Raw genomic sequence first — 15,223 nt, 5'->3', positions numbered from 1 at the left:
GGCGGGCTCAGTGGCGCCCGACCTCGGACCCGACCGGTTCGACCGGGCCGTCGCCGAGCGCCGGAGCGGGTTCGTCCGGCTCGACGAGCTCGTCGTCCGGGGCCGGGAACCACACCTCGGCGACCAGCCCACGCGGCTCGCCCTGGCGCATCGTCAGCCGGCCGTCGGAGGCGTCGACCAGCACCGCGACGATGGTCAGCCCGAGCCCGGCGCCGTCGACGTTCTGCACGTCCGGGGCCCGCCAGAACCGCTCGGTGGCCTGGTCGAGCTGGCTGGCCGTCATGCCGGGGCCGGTGTCCCGCACCTCCAGCGCGATCCCGCCGTCGGCCGGGCGCACGGTCACCGTCACCGCTCCCCCGGCGCCGCTGAACTTGACCGCGTTGTCGATCAGCGCGTCGAGCGCCTGGTCGATCGCGGTCGGCACGGTCCGGGCGTACGCGGGCGTTCCGGTGCCGTGGAGCGCCAGGGTGACCGACCGGTGCCGGGCCAGCGGCAGCCAGGCCGCCACCCGGGAGGCGGCGATCCCGGCGGCGTCCACGGTGACCCGCTGGTTCTCCTCCCGCTCGGCGCGGGCCAGGGTGAGCAGCGCGTCGAGCACGGTGGCCAGGCGGTCGGTCTCCTCCAGCGCCAGCCGGTGCTCCGTCCGGCCGTCGGCGTCGGTCAGGCTCGGTCCCAGCTCCTCCACCCGCAGGCGCAACGCGGTCAGCGGGTTGCGCAGCTGGTGGCTGGCGTGCGCGACGAACGCCCGCTGCCGGTCCATCACGTCGGAGACCGCGTCGGCCATGTCGTTGAAGCTGGTCGCCAGCCGGCGCAGCTCGGGCGGGCCGAGCCGGGGACGGACCCGGGCCCGCCGGTGTCCCTCGGCGATCTCGTGGGTGACCGCGTCCAGCTCGGTGACCGGGCGCAGCACCCAACCGGCCAGCCCGAACGCCGTGGAGACGCAGGCCAGCACCGCGAGCAGGCCGATCCCGGCGAGCAGCAGCCACCAGGCGGTGACGGTGCGGCGCACCTTGGCCGCCGGGGTCGTGGTGATCACGGCGCCGAGCACCTCGCCGCCGTCGTTGATCGGGACCGCCACCACCAGCGGCCCGTCCACCCAGGGGCGCACCGACTCCGGCCGGCTGAACTGCTGCCCGGCCAGCGCGGTGTCCAGGGCCGGGTCGGTGCCCGCGCCGAACTCCCAGCGCGCCGAGGCGGCCACGGTCCGGCGGTCCCGGTCCACCACGGCCGCGCCGACGCCGTAGAGGTCGTCGTAGGCGGCCAGTTCCGCGTCCAGCGGGCCGGGCGTGCCGCCGCGCAGCGCCGGGCCGGCCAGCGAGGCGAACCGGGTGGCGTCGGCGAGCCGGTCGGCGCGGACCCGGTCGGTCTCGCGGGTGGCCAGGGTGGCCGCCAGCGGGGTCTCCAGGGCGAACAGCACCAGCACCATCAGCAGCAGGTAGCTGATCACCAGCCGGCGGCGCACAGCGGCCTCCTCACTCGCCGCGGAGCCGGTAGCCGACCCCACGGACGGTTTCCACCAGCGTCGCGTCGCCGAGCTTGCCGCGCAGCGAGCCCACGTGCACCTCCACGGTGTGCCGGTCGGCCCAGGTGGTGCCCCAGACGTCGAGCAGGATCCGGTCCCTCGGCACGGCGACCCCGGGCTGGCGGGCCAGGGAGAGCAGGATGTCGAACTCCTTGCGGGTGAGCGCCACGGGCCGGCCGGCCACGGTGACCGTCCGGCCGCCCACGTCGATGCGCACGGCGCCGGCCTCGATCAGGGTGCGCTCCGGTGCGGTGTGCGCGGCCCGGCGCAGCACCGCCTCGATCCGTGCCTGCAGCTCCACCATCGAGAACGGCTTGACCACGTAGTCGTCGGCGCCCAGCCGCAGCCCGAGCACCCGGTCGCGTTCCTCGCCTCGGGCGGTCACCGCGATGATGCCGAGCTGGCTGCTGCGCCGGCGCAGCTCCCGGCACAGGTCGGTGCCGTCCCCGTCGGGCAGGGTCAGGTCGAGCAGCACCAGGTCGCAGGGGGCGGCGGAGAGCGCGGCCTCGACGGTGGCGGCGTGCTCCACCTCGTATCCGCGCCGGGTGAGCGCGGACGACAGGGCGGCGGCCACCCGACGATCGTCCTCGACCAGGAGGATCCGCACCCGTGCCTCCATCCGCTCGACGTGCTGCCCTGCGAATGGTGGCAGACGATGCGGCCGGACGGGAGGGCCGGTGGGCTTCTAGGCTGCGGTGGTGATCTACAAGATTCTTGCCGACAGCGAGTGGGAGCAGGCGCGGGCGGCCGGGCGGTTCACCGGCACCGCGATGGACCGGCAGGACGGCTACATCCACCTGTCGGCGGCGGACCAGGTGGTGGAGACTGCCCGCCGGGTCTTCGCCGGGGCCACCGGCCTCACCGTCCTGGCGGTGGACGAGGCGCGGCTCGGCGACGCGCTGCGCTGGGAGGTGTCCCGGGGCGGCGCGCTCTTCCCGCACCTCTACGCGGCGCTGCCGGTGGACGCGGTGGTGGCCGCGCACCCCCTGCCCGCCGACCGGCCCGCCGCCGACGCGGTGGCCGAACTGGTGGCCTGACGGCTCGCTATGCTGCGACGTGCCCGCCCGCCGGCTCCGCGAGCCCGGCGCGGCCGGGTGGCCCTGGCCCGGCCGGGCGCGCGGTGGTCAGCCGGCGCGGCCGTCCGGCACCGACGGCGCGACGACGCGCCCTGCCACGATGCGAGTTGACATGACTGACACCAACGACCGGTCCGCCTCCGTCTTCGTCCACCCGACGGCCGACGTGGAGTCCGGCGCCCAGGTCGGCGACGGCACCAAGGTCTGGCACCTGGCCCATATCCGGTCGAGCGCGCAGGTCGGCGCCGGCTGTGTGATCGGCCGCAACGTGTACGTCGACGCGCAGGTCACGGTCGGCGACCGGGTGAAGATCCAGAACAACGTCTCGGTCTACCAGGGCGTGACCATCGAGGACGAGGTCTTCGTCGGCCCCTGCGCGGTGTTCACCAACGACTTCCGCCCGCGCGCCCAGAACCCGGACTGGACCATCACCCCGACCATGGTCCGCCGGGGCGCCTCGATCGGGGCCAACGCCACCCTGGTCTGCGGCATCGAGGTGGGCGAGTACGCCATGATCGCCGCCGGTTCGGTGGTCACCCGGGACGTCAAGCCCTACCAGCTGGTGGCCGGCAACCCGGCCCGGCCCAAGGGCTGGGTGGACGAGAAGGGCGAGGTCGTCTCCCGCGACGTCGACAACCCGCCGTACCAGGGCTGAGCACGCGGCGGGCGCGACGCAGCGGGCCCCGGCCGTCGTACGGCCGGGGCCCGGGATCTGCGGGCGGATCAGCCGCCGATGACCACCCGGCGGACGCCGGTCCAGCGCGCCGGGTCGGTGACCCGGCGGCCGTCGACCAGCACCGTCACGCCCGGCAGGTCGGCCGGGGTGAGGTTGCGGTACTCGGCGTGGTCGGCCTGGATGACCGCGGCGCCGACCGGCTCGCCCTCGTAGCCGGGGAGGCCGTGCGCGGCCAGCTCCTCGTTGGTGTACATCGGGTCGGCGACGTACGGGACGGCGCCCCGCGCGCGCAGCGCCTCGACGGTCGGGAAGACGCCGGAGAACGCGGTCTCCTTGACGCCGCCCCGGTAGGCCGCGCCGAGCACCAGCACGCCCACCCCGGTCAGGTCCCCGTACGCGGCGGCGAGCAGGTCGACGGCGTACTCGGGCATGGCGGCGTTGGCCTCGCGGGCCGAGCGGACCACGGTGGCCGCCGGGTCGTTCCACAGGTACATCCGCGGGTAGATCGGGATGCAGTGGCCGCCGACGGCGATGCCCGGCGAGTGGATGTGGCTGTACGGCTGGGTGTTGCAGGCCTCGATGACCTTGGTGACGTCGACGCCCACGGTGTCGGCGAAGCGGGCGAACTGGTTCGCCAGGCCGATGTTGACGTCGCGGTAGGTCGTCTCGGCGAGCTTGGCCAGCTCGGACGCCTCGGCCGAGCCGAGGTCCCAGACGCCGTTCGGGCGGTCGAGGTCGGCCCGCTCGTCGAAGTCCAGCACCGCCTCGTAGAAGCGCACGCCGTGCTCGGCCGACGCCTCGTCGATGCCGCCGACCAGCTTGGGGTAGCGGCGAAGGTCGGCGAAGACCCGGCCGGTGAGCACCCGCTCCGGGCTGAACACCAGGTGGAAGTCCTGGCCGGCGGTGAGGCCGGAGCCCTCCTCCAGCATCGGGGCCCAGCGGCTGCGGGTGGTGCCGACCGGCAGGGTGGTCTCGTAGCTGACCAGGGTGCCGGGCTTGAGCCCGCGGGCGATGGCCCGGGTGGCGTCGTCCATCCAGCCGAAGTCCGGCACGCCCTCGGCGTCCACGAAGAGCGGCACGACCACGACGACGGCCTCGGACTCGGCGACCGCGGCGGCGGTGTCGGTGGTGGCCGACAGCAGCCCGGCGGCCACCGCCTCCTTCAGCTTGACGTCCAGGTCGGCCTCGCCGGGGAACGGCACGGCACCGTCGTTGACCAGCTGGACGACCCGCTCGGAGACGTCGGCACCGATCACCCGGTGCCCCTTCGAGGCGAACTGCACGGCGAGCGGCAGACCGATCTTGCCGAGCGCGACGACGCAGATGTTCATGAAACTACTTTCCTCCAGAGGGCCAGATTCGGCGCAGGCGGGCAAGGAACCGACCGGGAGTCACCGGCGTGATCGCGACGATCACCTGGCCCTTGTGGTTGGTGGTGGGTGTGACGAGGTGGAACCGGACGCCGTGCCGGGCCAGCAGCCGGCGGGCCGCGACGCGGCGGTCCGTCCGCAGCGGCGCCGAGGCGGCCCCGCCCAGCGCGGTCACCTCGGCACGCACCACCCGACGCTCCCCGTTCGCCGCGACGACCGCCAGCAGCCGGTCCACCGCGAAGTCCGTCCGTACGACGGTACCGGTGCCGTCGGGCGCGACCGACGTCACACCCGCCACATCGCCCACACTGACCCGGACCGCCTCGGTGGCCAGCTCGGACAGCACGGCCCAGGAACTGCGCGCGGTGACCACCAGGGCACGTGCGCCGGCGGCGTCCCGGCCCCAGGCCAGCTCGGTCGCGGTCAGCTTCGCCAGCACCTTGGCGGCCCGGTGGGTGACGTCGTACCAGTCATCGGGATAGCCGAACGTCTGGTCGCGGAAGCCGACGTGGTGGGCGTACCAGCGGCCGTCGGCGATGGTGACCTCGGGCAGCGCCTTGTCGGCCTGCTGCCCGATCAGCTCACGGAGTTGCGCCAGGTCGCCGTCGCGCGCCACCGCGAGCCGCAGCCGCAGGTCGGGCGCCATCCGGGCCAGGACGCCCTCGGTCAGGTACGCCTCGGCGAGCTTGCGGACCCGGTCGTGGACGTGCTGCTGGACGTCCGGGGAGAGGCCCAGGAACTCCGCCCGGAGCAGCTTCGCCACCTCCCAGCTGAAGTGGCGCAGCAGCACCGCGTCCCGGCGCGGGCCCGGCTCGATGAGCCCGGCCACGAAGCCGACCAGCTCCTCGGCGCAGCGCAGCCGCTCCTCGAAGCGGCTGGCGTAGGTGATGTTCTGCGCGTTCTCCCGCTTGACCGCGTAGTAGTACTCGTAGTCGGCGAGGACGGAGATCTTCTTCGCCCGGAAGCAGGCCTCCAGCGTGAACGGCTGGTCGCTGCCCATCGGCATGTCCGTGCGGAACCGCAGGCCGTGGCGCTCGACCAGGTCCCGCCGGAACAGCTTGGTGTTCGACAGCGACCAGGGCAGCGGGCTGTCGAAGAGGTCGAGCCGTTCCTCGGTGCTCGCGTAGGCCGCCTGGTGCACGTAGCGCTTGTTGGTGCCGACCATCCGGCCGAGCACGACGTCGGACTCCCACCGGTCGGCGGCGGTCACCAGGCGCTCCAGCGCCTCCGGGCCGAGGTGGTCGTCGGAGCCGATGAAGAAGACGTACCGGCCGCGGGCGTGGTCCAGGGCGAGGTTGCTCGGGGCGGCCGGGCCGCCGGAGTTGGCCTGGTGCAGCACCCGGACCGTGTCCGGGTAGCGGGCGGCGTACCGGTCCAGCTCGGCGCCGCTGCCGTCGGTGGAGCCGTCGTCGACCGCCACGACCTCCAGCCGGTCCAGCCCGATGGTCTGCCCGACCAGCGAGTCCAGACAGGTGGTCAGGTACGGCATGGTGTTGTAGACGGCGACGACCACCGTCACGTCCGGCTGCCGGGTCACGCGCCCACCCCCACCGAGGTCGGGGCCGGGTCGCCGGCCGGCGACGGCGGGGCGTCGGGCAGCAGCCGGGAGTAGACGCCGTCGAGCACCTGCGCCTGCGCCTCCCAGGTCCAGCCGGCCAGCAGACCGGGCCGGTCGTACGCGGCGCGGTAGCGCGCCGGGTCGGCGAGCACCGCGGTGACCGCCCGGACGAAGTCGGCCACGTCCTCGGCCGTGAACACCTCGCCCTGCCCGGTCTCCCGGACAGTCTCCGCCATCGTCTGCACGTCGGAGACGACCAGCGGGAGGCGGGCGTGTGAATACTCGAAGAACTTGGTGATCAGCGCGATCTCGTGGTTGGGCCAGTGCTGGATCGGGATGACGCCGACCTGCGCGCCGGCGAGGAACCGGACCACCTGGTGGTGCGGCACGTAGGGCAGCAGGTGCACCCGGTCCGCCACGCCCAGCTCGCCCGCCCGGGTGACCAGGCCCTTGACGTACGCCGACGTGGGCTTGTTGACCACGAACGCGACGTGCGCACCAGGTAGCCGGGGCAGCGCCTCGACCATCACCCCGAGGCCGCGCTTCGCGGCGGCCACGCCGCTGTAGACCAGCAGCGGGGTCTCCGGATCGATGCCGCAGAGCGCGCGGATGTCCGGCACCGGCTCGCCCGCGTCGGCCGGCAGCTCGTCGACCGCCGGGGCGTTGAGCACCACCGCCGGGCGCTCCGCCAGCCCGTGCTCGCGTCGCAGCAGGTCGGCCAGGCCGCCGGAGACGGTCATCGTGGCGTCCGCGTACGGCACGTACTCCCGCTCGTGGGCGACGTTGCCGGGCAGCCAGCGGGCGTTGTCCCGCCACGGCTGCACGCCCGGCAGGTACTCGTGGGCGTCCCAGACCAGCGCGATCCGGCGGCCCTTGGCGGCGGCCCTGATCTTCGCGCGGGCGCCGACGCCGATCATCCGGAAGTCGTTGGCGTGGATCAGGTCCGGGGCCAGTTCGTCGACGACCGGGCCGTAGGCCAGCTCGTAGTCCCACAGTCCCGGTTCGAGGCGGCGCCACGCGCCGTCGCCGCGCAGCCGCTGCCAGAAGAGGGTGTACGCCCGGTCCCAGGGGCCGTCGAGCTTGCGGCTCTTCCGGGCCTGGTTGAGCTGCCGGTTGCGGAAGCCCACCCACTTGCGGGTCAGGCCGGCGAGCTTCTCCTCGGCCCGCAGCGCGGCCCAGGACGGTCCACCGGGCCGGCCGGCGCCGGCCTCGCGGGCCGCGGTGGTCAACGCCGCCCGCCGGACCGCCAGGTCGGCCCGCCAGGCCTTCACCGCCTGGGTGCGGTGGGCGGCGATGCCGGAGGGCGGGTAGGCGAGCGGCCGGCGCAGCCACACCCGCCGGAACTCGTGCCGGCGCTTGGCGAGCGGCTCGGGCATCGGGATCAGGCGGACCTCGGCGTCGCCGAGCCGCCAGCGCTGCGGCTGCCCGACGGGCGCGCGCCCGAGGAGGACGACATCCCAGCCGGCCTCGGCCGCCGAGCGGGCCGCCTTCTGCACCCGGGAGTCACCGATGACCCCGTTGTCCACCAGCATGACGACCCGTCCCCGGGTGGCCGCCGGGGCGGTCGTGCCGTCAGATCCCATTCCTGCCCGTTTCCGTTGTCACCAGCACCGCACCCGCGGGACCCGAGCGAGTCTACGACAACGGATCGGCGCGAAACGTCCGCCGCCGTCGGCGCTCCGCACCCTCCGGCGCCGATTGCTACCCTCCATGCTGTTCAACGACCGGTGACCTCGCCCGTTCGCAGGCCGGGCCGGCGTCGAGCCCCCCGACGGGCCGGGCGTGCCGTCGGATCACTCCAGCTCAGCGCGGACAGGATCGCACAATGGACGTGGTGACGACCGAGGAACCGAGCCGGCCGAGGCAGGCCCCATCCGCGGCGCCGGCGAGCCCGGACCCGGGCCGCCCCGGCCCCGGTCGGCGGCTGTGGACCGCCGGCCGCTACGCGCTGCCCGCGCTCGCGGCCTACGTCGTGATCCGCCTCGTGGGCCTGCTGACCGTCTACCTGTGGGCGCGCAACGTGGGCGCGTCCACGGGCGAACGGCTCACCCGGGCCGACGGCAACTGGTACCTCGCGATCGCCCAGCACGGGTACGACGGGTACGAGAAGACGCAGAGCAACATGGCGTTCTTCCCGCTCTATCCCGGCCTCACCGCCGGCCTCGACCGGGTCTCCCCGTTCAGCCCGCGCGAGGCCGCGCTGATCGTGGCGTGGCTCGCCGGGCTGGCGGCCGCCTGGGGGCTCTTCGCGATCGGCGCGTACCTGCACGACCGGCGCACCGGCGTCCTGCTCGCCGCGCTCTGGGCGGCGGTGCCGCACGGCGTCGTGGAGTCGATGGGATACAGCGAGAGCCTGTTCACCGCCCTGGCCGCCTGGACGCTGTACGCGCTGCTGCGCCGCCGCTGGCTCACCGCGGGGGTGGTCTGCCTGTTCGCCGGTCTGACCCGGCCGACCGCCTCGTCGCTGATCCCGGTGGTGGGGCTCGCCGCGCTGCTGGCGATCGTCCGGCGCCGGGACGGCTGGCGGCCCTGGGTCGCCCTGCTGCTCGCCCCCGCCGGCTGGCTGGCGTACCTGGCCTGGGTGGCCACGCGGACCGGGCGGCCGGACGGCTGGTTCCACATCCAGTCGGCCGGCTGGGGCACCACCTTCGACTTCGGCGTCTACACGGTGGAGCGGGGGCAGCAGGCCCTGGTGCAGGTGGCCGCGCTGCCGCTGCTGGTGGTCACCGTGGTGGCGCTGCTGTCGATCATGTTCTTCGTGCTGAGCGCGATCGACCGGCAGCCCTGGCAGCTGCTGCTCTACAGCGGGCTGCTGCTGGTCACCACGCTCGGCGCCGCCGGCTACTACCACTCCAAGGCGCGGTTCCTGCTGCCGGCGTTCCCGCTGCTGCTGCCGGCGGCCGTGGGCCTGGCCCGGGCCGGCTGGGCCCGGGCGGCCACGGTGCTGGTGACGCTGACCGCCTTCTCCGCCTACTTCGGCGGCTACCTGCTGCTGATCTGGACGAAGTCGCCCTGACCGGCCGGCCCGTGACGGGCCGGGCCGCGGTCACCGGGTGAACGGCCGGACATCCCAGAGCCAGACGTCGTCGACCCGCTGCCCCGGGCCGTACAGCGCGTCGAGCACGGTCTTCAGGGCGTCGTGGCGCCGCGCCCCCCGGTCGGGCAGCGCCACCGCGTCGGCCTTCCAGTAGCGGACGTCGGCCCGCGCCTGGGCGATGTCGGCCGGGCCGACGGCCGTGTCCCGTTTGCCGTCCGAGACGGCGGTGAGGAGCTTGGCGGTGGGCTGCGGATCCACGCCCCAGCGCCCGGTGGCGTCGGTGGCGGAGACCGGCCCGAGGAAGTAGCCCTCGGGCACGGCGAAGCCGGCCACCGCGGCGGAGCTCCAGTAGAGCGAGGTCATGCCGTTGACCGGCACCGGGACCAGGGTGCGGCCGGGTGCCACGTGGTCGTGCCAGGCGCCGCCGGTGACGAAGTCCGGCACCGGGATCCGGCCGCGCGCCTCCAGCGGCACGGGCAGGACGGGCAGCAGCGCGGCGGCCACCGCCACGGCGCCCACCCGGGCGGCCAGGCGGCCGGCGGGCTGCTCCCGGCGGGCGGCGAGCCGGTCCCCGGCTACGGCCAGCAGCACGCCGAGCGCCACCGTGGTGATCAGCGCGAACCGGGCCACCACCACGGAGTCGAACACCGGCAGGTTCTGCACCAGCGCGAACGGCGCCGGGATGTCGGTGCGGCGGGTGCCGGAGGTCCAGGTGGTCCCGATGGACAACAGCGCCGAGACGATGCCGACCGCCCCGAGCACCCGGGCCGTGATCTCCCGGCGCAGCCACCAGAGCGCGCCGAACGCGACCACCAGCATCGACCAGCCGTAGAAGCTCGCCTGCTCGGTGGTGTTCGGCGCCCAGCCCACCGCGCTGGTCGGGCCGCCGGCCACCGACTGGGTGGCGAACCGCACGTACGAGCCGAGCTTGAGGGCGTAGATGTCCGGGGTGCCCGGGTGACCGACCCGATGCTGCGGGCCGGCGAACTGCATCCACAGCGGGTACGCGGCCGCGGCCGCCACCAGCACGGCGGTAATCGCCAGGCCGGGCAGCAGCGGGCGCAGCCGGCGCACCGCGTCGCGGGGCCGGAAGGCCAGGTAGGCGAGGACCAGCATCAGGCAGCCGAGCGCGGTGAGGAAGAGGATCTCCAGGCTGATGAAGAACTGGGCCACCACCAGGCCGCCCAGCACCAGGCCGTCGCGGACCACGCGCCCGCCCCGGGACAGCGCGATCACCCGCCAGACGATGAACGGCACCAGCCACTGCGCGGTGATGTGCGGGTGGCCGTTGCTGTGCGAGACCAGCGCCGGCGCGAAGGCGCAGAACAGCCCGCCGACGAAGGCGGCCGCCCGGGAGTCGACCACGTGCCGGGAGAGCACGTGGTACCAGGCGTAGCCGGTGCCGGCCAGGTTGAGCGTGATGAAGAGCAGGTAGGAGAAGGACGCGCCGAAGAGCAGGGTGACCGGGGTGAGCACGAGCCCGGGCAGCTGCATCCCGACGTTGGTCATCAGGTTCACCCCGGACGGGGCGTTCTGGAGCGTGGTGAAGAACGGGTTCTCCAGGTGGCTGACCGCGTGCGCCGCGTACGCCAGCATCCACTCGTTGAAGCCCTGGTCGTTGGGGCGGCTGCCGAGCAGCCGCCCGTCGTAGTCCCGCCAGCCCCGGGCGGTGACCCAGAACGCGCCGGCCAGGTAGACCAGGGCGACCAGCGCGTCGACCCGGCGCCACCGGTCGCCGCCGCGGCGGCCACCGGCCGCCGCGTCCGGGCGCGGCCCCGCCGGGGCCGCGGTCGCCGCCGGGCGCTCCGGGCCGGTCGGGCCCGTCGGGCGCTCCGGCGCGGTGGACGCCGCCGGGTCGGGCGTGTCGTCACCCGCCGCCCCGGCGCCGCCGGACGGGACGGGCTCACGGTCGCGGGTGTCGGGCGCGGGCGCGGTCATGGCGTAGGAGTCTACGAAAGCCGCGGCCCCGGTCGGGGACCGGTCGAGGCGGCGTGGCGGTGTCGTGCCGGCCGAGGGGTGACCTGGGCCACGGTGACCGGGGGCACGGTGCCGGGCGGCCCGCCGGGCGGCGGCGCGTCCGACGCGCGCGACGGCGTTATTGTAGTGTCCGCACGCTGTCCGAGGGCCGTTCCGCGGCCTTCGGCGGAGCAGGCACCGCGTCCGGCCGACCGCGAGGTACGGCGTACCGCTGATGGAAGGGTTCCTCCGGCATGGTCCCGCTCGGTGGAGGTCCGACGGTCGTCGCCCCCCGACCGGGCGGCGGGGGCGGGCCGTCCAGGTCCCGACGCGGCATCTCCCCACCTCCCCAGGATCGGAATCGATGAACAACGGGCGAACTCTCTGGGACTCGTTGAAGCTCCCCCGGCCGCGCCGGTCCGGGTCCCGACCGCACATGATCTACCTCGCGATCGGCTTTCCGCCGGCGGCCAAGAGCTGCGCCTACCGGATGCGGGAGACGGCGAACCAGTTCGCCGCGGCGGGCTGGGACGTGACCGCGGTCACCATCGCGGACGAGGCCTGGGAGCGTGAGTACGGGCTCGACCACACCCTTTCCCAGGGGTTGGCCCCTCAGGTCCGGGTGGTGAAGCTGCCGCTGTTCCGGGACGACCTGGAGACCGACATCCGGTCCTTCACCGAGCAGCGCGCCCTGGCCCACAAGGACTACCTGGCCGACCTGCGCAAGCAGAACCTGAAGGTCTTCCCGGAGCCGGTCTTCGGCGGCTGGCGTCCCGCGCTGGAGAAGGCCCTGCTCCAGATCCACCGGGAGCGGCCGGTCGACCTGCTGGTCACCACCTGCGCCCCGTACGTCAACCTCTCCGCGACCTGGAAGCTGTGGGAGACCCACCAGGTCCCCTACGTCGTGGACTTCCGCGACGGCTGGTCCGTCGACGTGATCAACAACGGTGAGGCGTTCCCCAAGGAGTCGGTCTCCGGGCAGTGGGAGATCAAGCTGCTCACCAACGCCGTGGCCATCTGGAACGTGAACGAGCCGATCTCCCGCTGGTACCGCGAGCGCTACCCGGAGCTGGCGCACAAGATGCGGATCGTGCGCAACGGCTACGACGCGGCCAGCATCCCGGCCGAGGTCCGCCCCGCTCCCCCGGACCGGCCGCTGACCTTCGGTTACCTCGGCGCGCTGAACCTGCCCGTACCGTTGCTGGACGCCGTGCTGCAGGGCTGGCGGACTGCGCGCGCGGAGGACCCGGCACTGGCCGACGCCCGATTCGAGGTGCGCGGCCACATCGGCGCCGCGTGGGCGCGCGGCGACAACGCGCACGCGGAGCTGCTCAGGGCCGCGGCCGCCGACGGCGTGATCGTCGGCGGCTCGGTGCCCAAGGCCGAGGTGGTCGACCTCTACTCCCGCTGGGACGCCGTGGTGCTCATGGTGACCGGCGGCCGGTACATGACCTCCGGCAAGGTCTACGAGTACATGGCCACCGGCCTGCCGGTGGTCTCCGCCCACGAGGCGGACCACGACGCCTCGACCGTGCTGTCCACCTATCCGCTCTGGACCGGGGCGGTCGGGCTGGATCCGGCCGAGCTGACCGGCGCCTTCCGGCGGGCCGCCGCGATGGCCCGCACCGCCGACGAGGCCGAGCGGGAGAAGGCCCGGGCCGAGGCGCGGCAGTACGCCCGCGAGGAGCAGCTCATCCCCGCCGTCCGCGAGGTCACCGAGCTGGTGCTGGGCGCCGGCGGATCGACCGGCGCCCCGCAGGTATCCCCCGCCGGCGCGCGCGTCCTGGCCCGAGAAGGTAGGTCATGATCGAGGTCCTGATGGTTCTGGGTGCCGTCCCCGGCCGGGTGGCGGTCCTGACCGACGCGCTGGAGCAGTTCCGCGCCAAGGGCGTCACCGTGCGGGTGGCCACCACCTTCGACCCGGTGGAGAAGATCCCGGCGGCGACCGAGCTGGCCGAGGTGCACCTGCTGCCGACCTCCACCGAGCTGGGCCCGCGCTTCGGCCGGATGGTCAAGCGGGCGAGCCCGGCCCGGCGGCCGTGGCTGCGCGCCCAGCGCGACCCGTGGGTCCGCCGGCACGCCAAGCGGGCCGACGTCCTGGTCGCCCTGGACGCGCAGGCGCTGCACACCGTCTGGCAGCTGGCGCAGCGGCACCGGCGGGCCGACGCGGTCTACGGCATCGCCCCGGCGCTGCGGGCGGTGGAGAAGCGGGCCGCCGATCCGGCGCGCTACCGCCGCCCCCGGCTCACCACCGTCGGCCCCTCCCCGGCCGTGCTGGCGAGCACCACCCGCAGCCAGACCGTCGACCTGGCGAAGCGGGTGTTCGAGATGAGCACCGGGCAGAGGGCCATGAAGCTCAGCCCGGTGCGCTGGTTCTGGCAGGGGGCCGTCACCGCGCCCGGCCTGCCGGACCGGCACCGGGGCAAGATCGCCCGTCGGGTGAGCGGCAGCATGCTCAAGACCGGGCACGACGCCAGCGCGAAGCGGTTGGCGCTGGCGGCTCAGGGCCGCCTGAAGAGCCCGACGACCAAGGCTCAGCTCCTCGGCCCGATCGTGGACGCGGAGCTCAAGCAGGGCCGGGTACCCGAGCACCTGATGACCGTGGCGCGGGGCCAGCTCAAGCTGGCCGACGGCTTCCTCAAGAAGCGGAACCCGGGCAAGGCCGCGCCGCACGTGGTGCGGGCCTTCAACCTGATGTTCCACCGGATCCTGCACTTCGACGGCCCCACCTCGCCGCTGGCCGAGGATCCGGAGAAGTTCCTCGCGCCGCTGCACAACAGCGAGGCCGGCAGGGCGATGGCGACACCACGTGGCCGGCAGAGCCCGGCGAAGTTCCCACCGGCCGGCCGCCCGCACCGGATGCTCTTCTTCACCGGGCTGAACGACAACTTCCTCGGGCCGATCATCGAGCGCTACGAGGCGATGCCCGGGGTCGAGGTCCGCCGCCTGGACCTGATGGAGGAGTCGATCCTCCCGGTGCTCAGCAACGGCCGGACGAACGTGGTGCACCACATGCTCGCCGGCACCTCCAAGCGGGCCGGCGAGGTCCAGGAGGCGTGGGGCCCCCACGTCGCCTGGGCGGACACGATCTTCGTGGACTGGTGCAACCTGGGGGCCGCGATGCTGACGATGATCGACCCGGGCACCGCCCGGGTGGTCGTCCGCCTGCACAGCTTCGAGGCGTTCAGCTGGTGGCCGCACCTGACCGACTGGTCGCGGGTGGACGACGTGGTCTTCGTCTCCGAGCACCTCCGCGACCTGACGCTGGCCGCGGTGCCGCGGCTGCGCGCCCCGCAGGGACCCCGGACGCACATGATCACCAACGCGATGGAGCTGCACCGGTACGAGGCACCGAAGGCCTCGGCCGACAGCCGGTTCACCCTCGGGTTGATCGGGTTGAGCTCGCTCGCCAAGGATCCGCGCTGGGCCCTGGCGGTGCTGCGGGAGCTGCGCCGGCGGGACGAGCGGTACCGCCTCAAGCTGATCGGCGACGACCTCAACCCCGAGCTGAGCCCGGCGATCGCGGCGTACGTCCGTGAGCTCGACGCCGAACTGGCCGAGCTGGAGGCGTCCGGCGCGGTGGTGCGGATCGGTCGCACCGAGGACGTCCCCGGCGCACTGACCGACGTCGGGGTCATCCTCAGCACCTCGCTGCGCGAGAGCTTCCACTGCGCACTCGTCGAGGGCGCGGCCAGCGGCGCCGTACCGGTGGTGCGGGACTGGCCGTTCTTCGCCGGCCGGCCGCACAGCGCCCGGAGCCTCTTCCCCAGCGACTGGGTGGTGGGCACCCCGGAGGAGGCCGCCGAGCGGATCCTGGCGCTCACCGCGTCGGAGGAGGTCTGGCGCGAGGCGGGTCGGGCGGCGGCGTCGCACGTGCTGAGCACCTGGGACTGGTCGGTCACGCAGAAGGACTTCGACCGGCTGCTGCTGGAGCCGCCGACCACCGCCGACTGACGTCGGACGCGCGGCACGGGAAACATTTCGGCCGGCTCCCCCGAGTGGGGGAGCCGGCCGAAGCGTCGGTGCAG

General features: G+C 74.2%; 11 protein-coding genes. 5 read left to right on the top strand and 6 right to left on the bottom strand.

What is annotated here, in order from left to right:
• Positions 1-7: 7 nt before the first annotated feature.
• Both ACFYPD_RS18970 and ACFYPD_RS18965 read right to left on the bottom strand, forming a co-directional pair.
• A complete protein-coding gene (locus ACFYPD_RS18970; protein WP_387114814.1) occupies positions 8-1,462 on the bottom strand; it encodes an ATP-binding protein in 1,455 nt (484 codons plus the stop codon).
• 10 nt (positions 1,463-1,472) lie between these two features.
• On the bottom strand, positions 1,473-2,141 hold the full coding sequence (locus ACFYPD_RS18965) for a response regulator transcription factor (RefSeq protein WP_387114811.1): 669 nt from the start codon (positions 2,139-2,141) through the stop codon (positions 1,473-1,475).
• A gap of 79 nt (positions 2,142-2,220) precedes the next feature.
• Here ACFYPD_RS18965 and ACFYPD_RS18960 point away from each other — a divergent pair, with 79 nt between their 5' ends.
• Positions 2,221-2,559: a DUF952 domain-containing protein gene (locus tag ACFYPD_RS18960; protein ID WP_387114808.1), complete on the top strand. Its 339-nt coding sequence runs from the start codon at positions 2,221-2,223 to the stop codon at positions 2,557-2,559.
• A 151-nt stretch (positions 2,560-2,710) separates the two neighbouring features.
• Positions 2,711-3,253: an acyltransferase gene (locus ACFYPD_RS18955; protein WP_387114805.1), complete on the top strand. Its 543-nt coding sequence runs from the start codon at positions 2,711-2,713 to the stop codon at positions 3,251-3,253.
• Between the two features lie 68 nt (positions 3,254-3,321).
• On the opposite strand, the gene ACFYPD_RS18950 is transcribed toward ACFYPD_RS18955, so the two are convergent.
• From ACFYPD_RS18950 to ACFYPD_RS18940, 3 genes are read right to left on the bottom strand one after another with little or no spacing between them, the layout of a single operon-like run.
• A complete protein-coding gene (locus ACFYPD_RS18950) occupies positions 3,322-4,605 on the bottom strand; it encodes a nucleotide sugar dehydrogenase (protein WP_387114802.1) in 1,284 nt (427 codons plus the stop codon).
• A gap of 4 nt (positions 4,606-4,609) precedes the next feature.
• Entirely contained in the window at positions 4,610-6,133 is a 1,524-nt protein-coding gene (locus tag ACFYPD_RS18945) for a glycosyltransferase family 2 protein (RefSeq protein ID WP_387115591.1), read from the bottom strand.
• A 44-nt stretch (positions 6,134-6,177) separates the two neighbouring features.
• Positions 6,178-7,785, bottom strand: a complete 1,608-nt coding sequence (locus ACFYPD_RS18940; RefSeq protein WP_387114799.1) for a glycosyltransferase family 4 protein — start codon at positions 7,783-7,785, stop codon at positions 6,178-6,180.
• A gap of 242 nt (positions 7,786-8,027) precedes the next feature.
• Between ACFYPD_RS18940 and ACFYPD_RS18935 the strand changes: the two genes are divergently transcribed.
• Positions 8,028-9,218 (top strand): hypothetical protein, encoded by a 1,191-nt coding sequence (locus tag ACFYPD_RS18935; protein ID WP_387114796.1) that lies wholly within the window; start codon positions 8,028-8,030, stop codon positions 9,216-9,218.
• A 30-nt stretch (positions 9,219-9,248) separates the two neighbouring features.
• Here ACFYPD_RS18935 and ACFYPD_RS18930 read toward each other — a convergent pair whose 3' ends face one another.
• The gene (locus tag ACFYPD_RS18930) at positions 9,249-11,177 is read right to left on the bottom strand and encodes a hypothetical protein (RefSeq protein WP_387114793.1); all 1,929 of its coding nucleotides are present in this window, start codon (positions 11,175-11,177) and stop codon (positions 9,249-9,251) included.
• Between the two features lie 382 nt (positions 11,178-11,559).
• On the opposite strand from ACFYPD_RS18930, the gene ACFYPD_RS18925 reads away from it, so the two are divergent.
• Entirely contained in the window at positions 11,560-13,002 is a 1,443-nt protein-coding gene (locus tag ACFYPD_RS18925; RefSeq protein WP_387114790.1) for a glycosyltransferase, read from the top strand.
• Complete coding sequence (locus ACFYPD_RS18920; protein ID WP_387114787.1) at positions 12,999-15,149, top strand: glycosyltransferase family 1 protein; 2,151 nt, start codon at positions 12,999-13,001, stop codon at positions 15,147-15,149. The genes ACFYPD_RS18925 and ACFYPD_RS18920 overlap by 4 nt, the downstream gene beginning before the upstream one ends.
• The last annotated feature ends 74 nt before the right edge of the window (positions 15,150-15,223 follow it).

The organism is Micromonospora sp. NPDC005299 (assembly GCF_042872345.1).
Taxonomy (GTDB): domain Bacteria; phylum Actinomycetota; class Actinomycetes; order Mycobacteriales; family Micromonosporaceae; genus Micromonospora.
The sequence above is the reverse complement of the archived record's forward strand: the minus strand, read 5'-3'. Positions and strand labels throughout refer to the sequence as shown.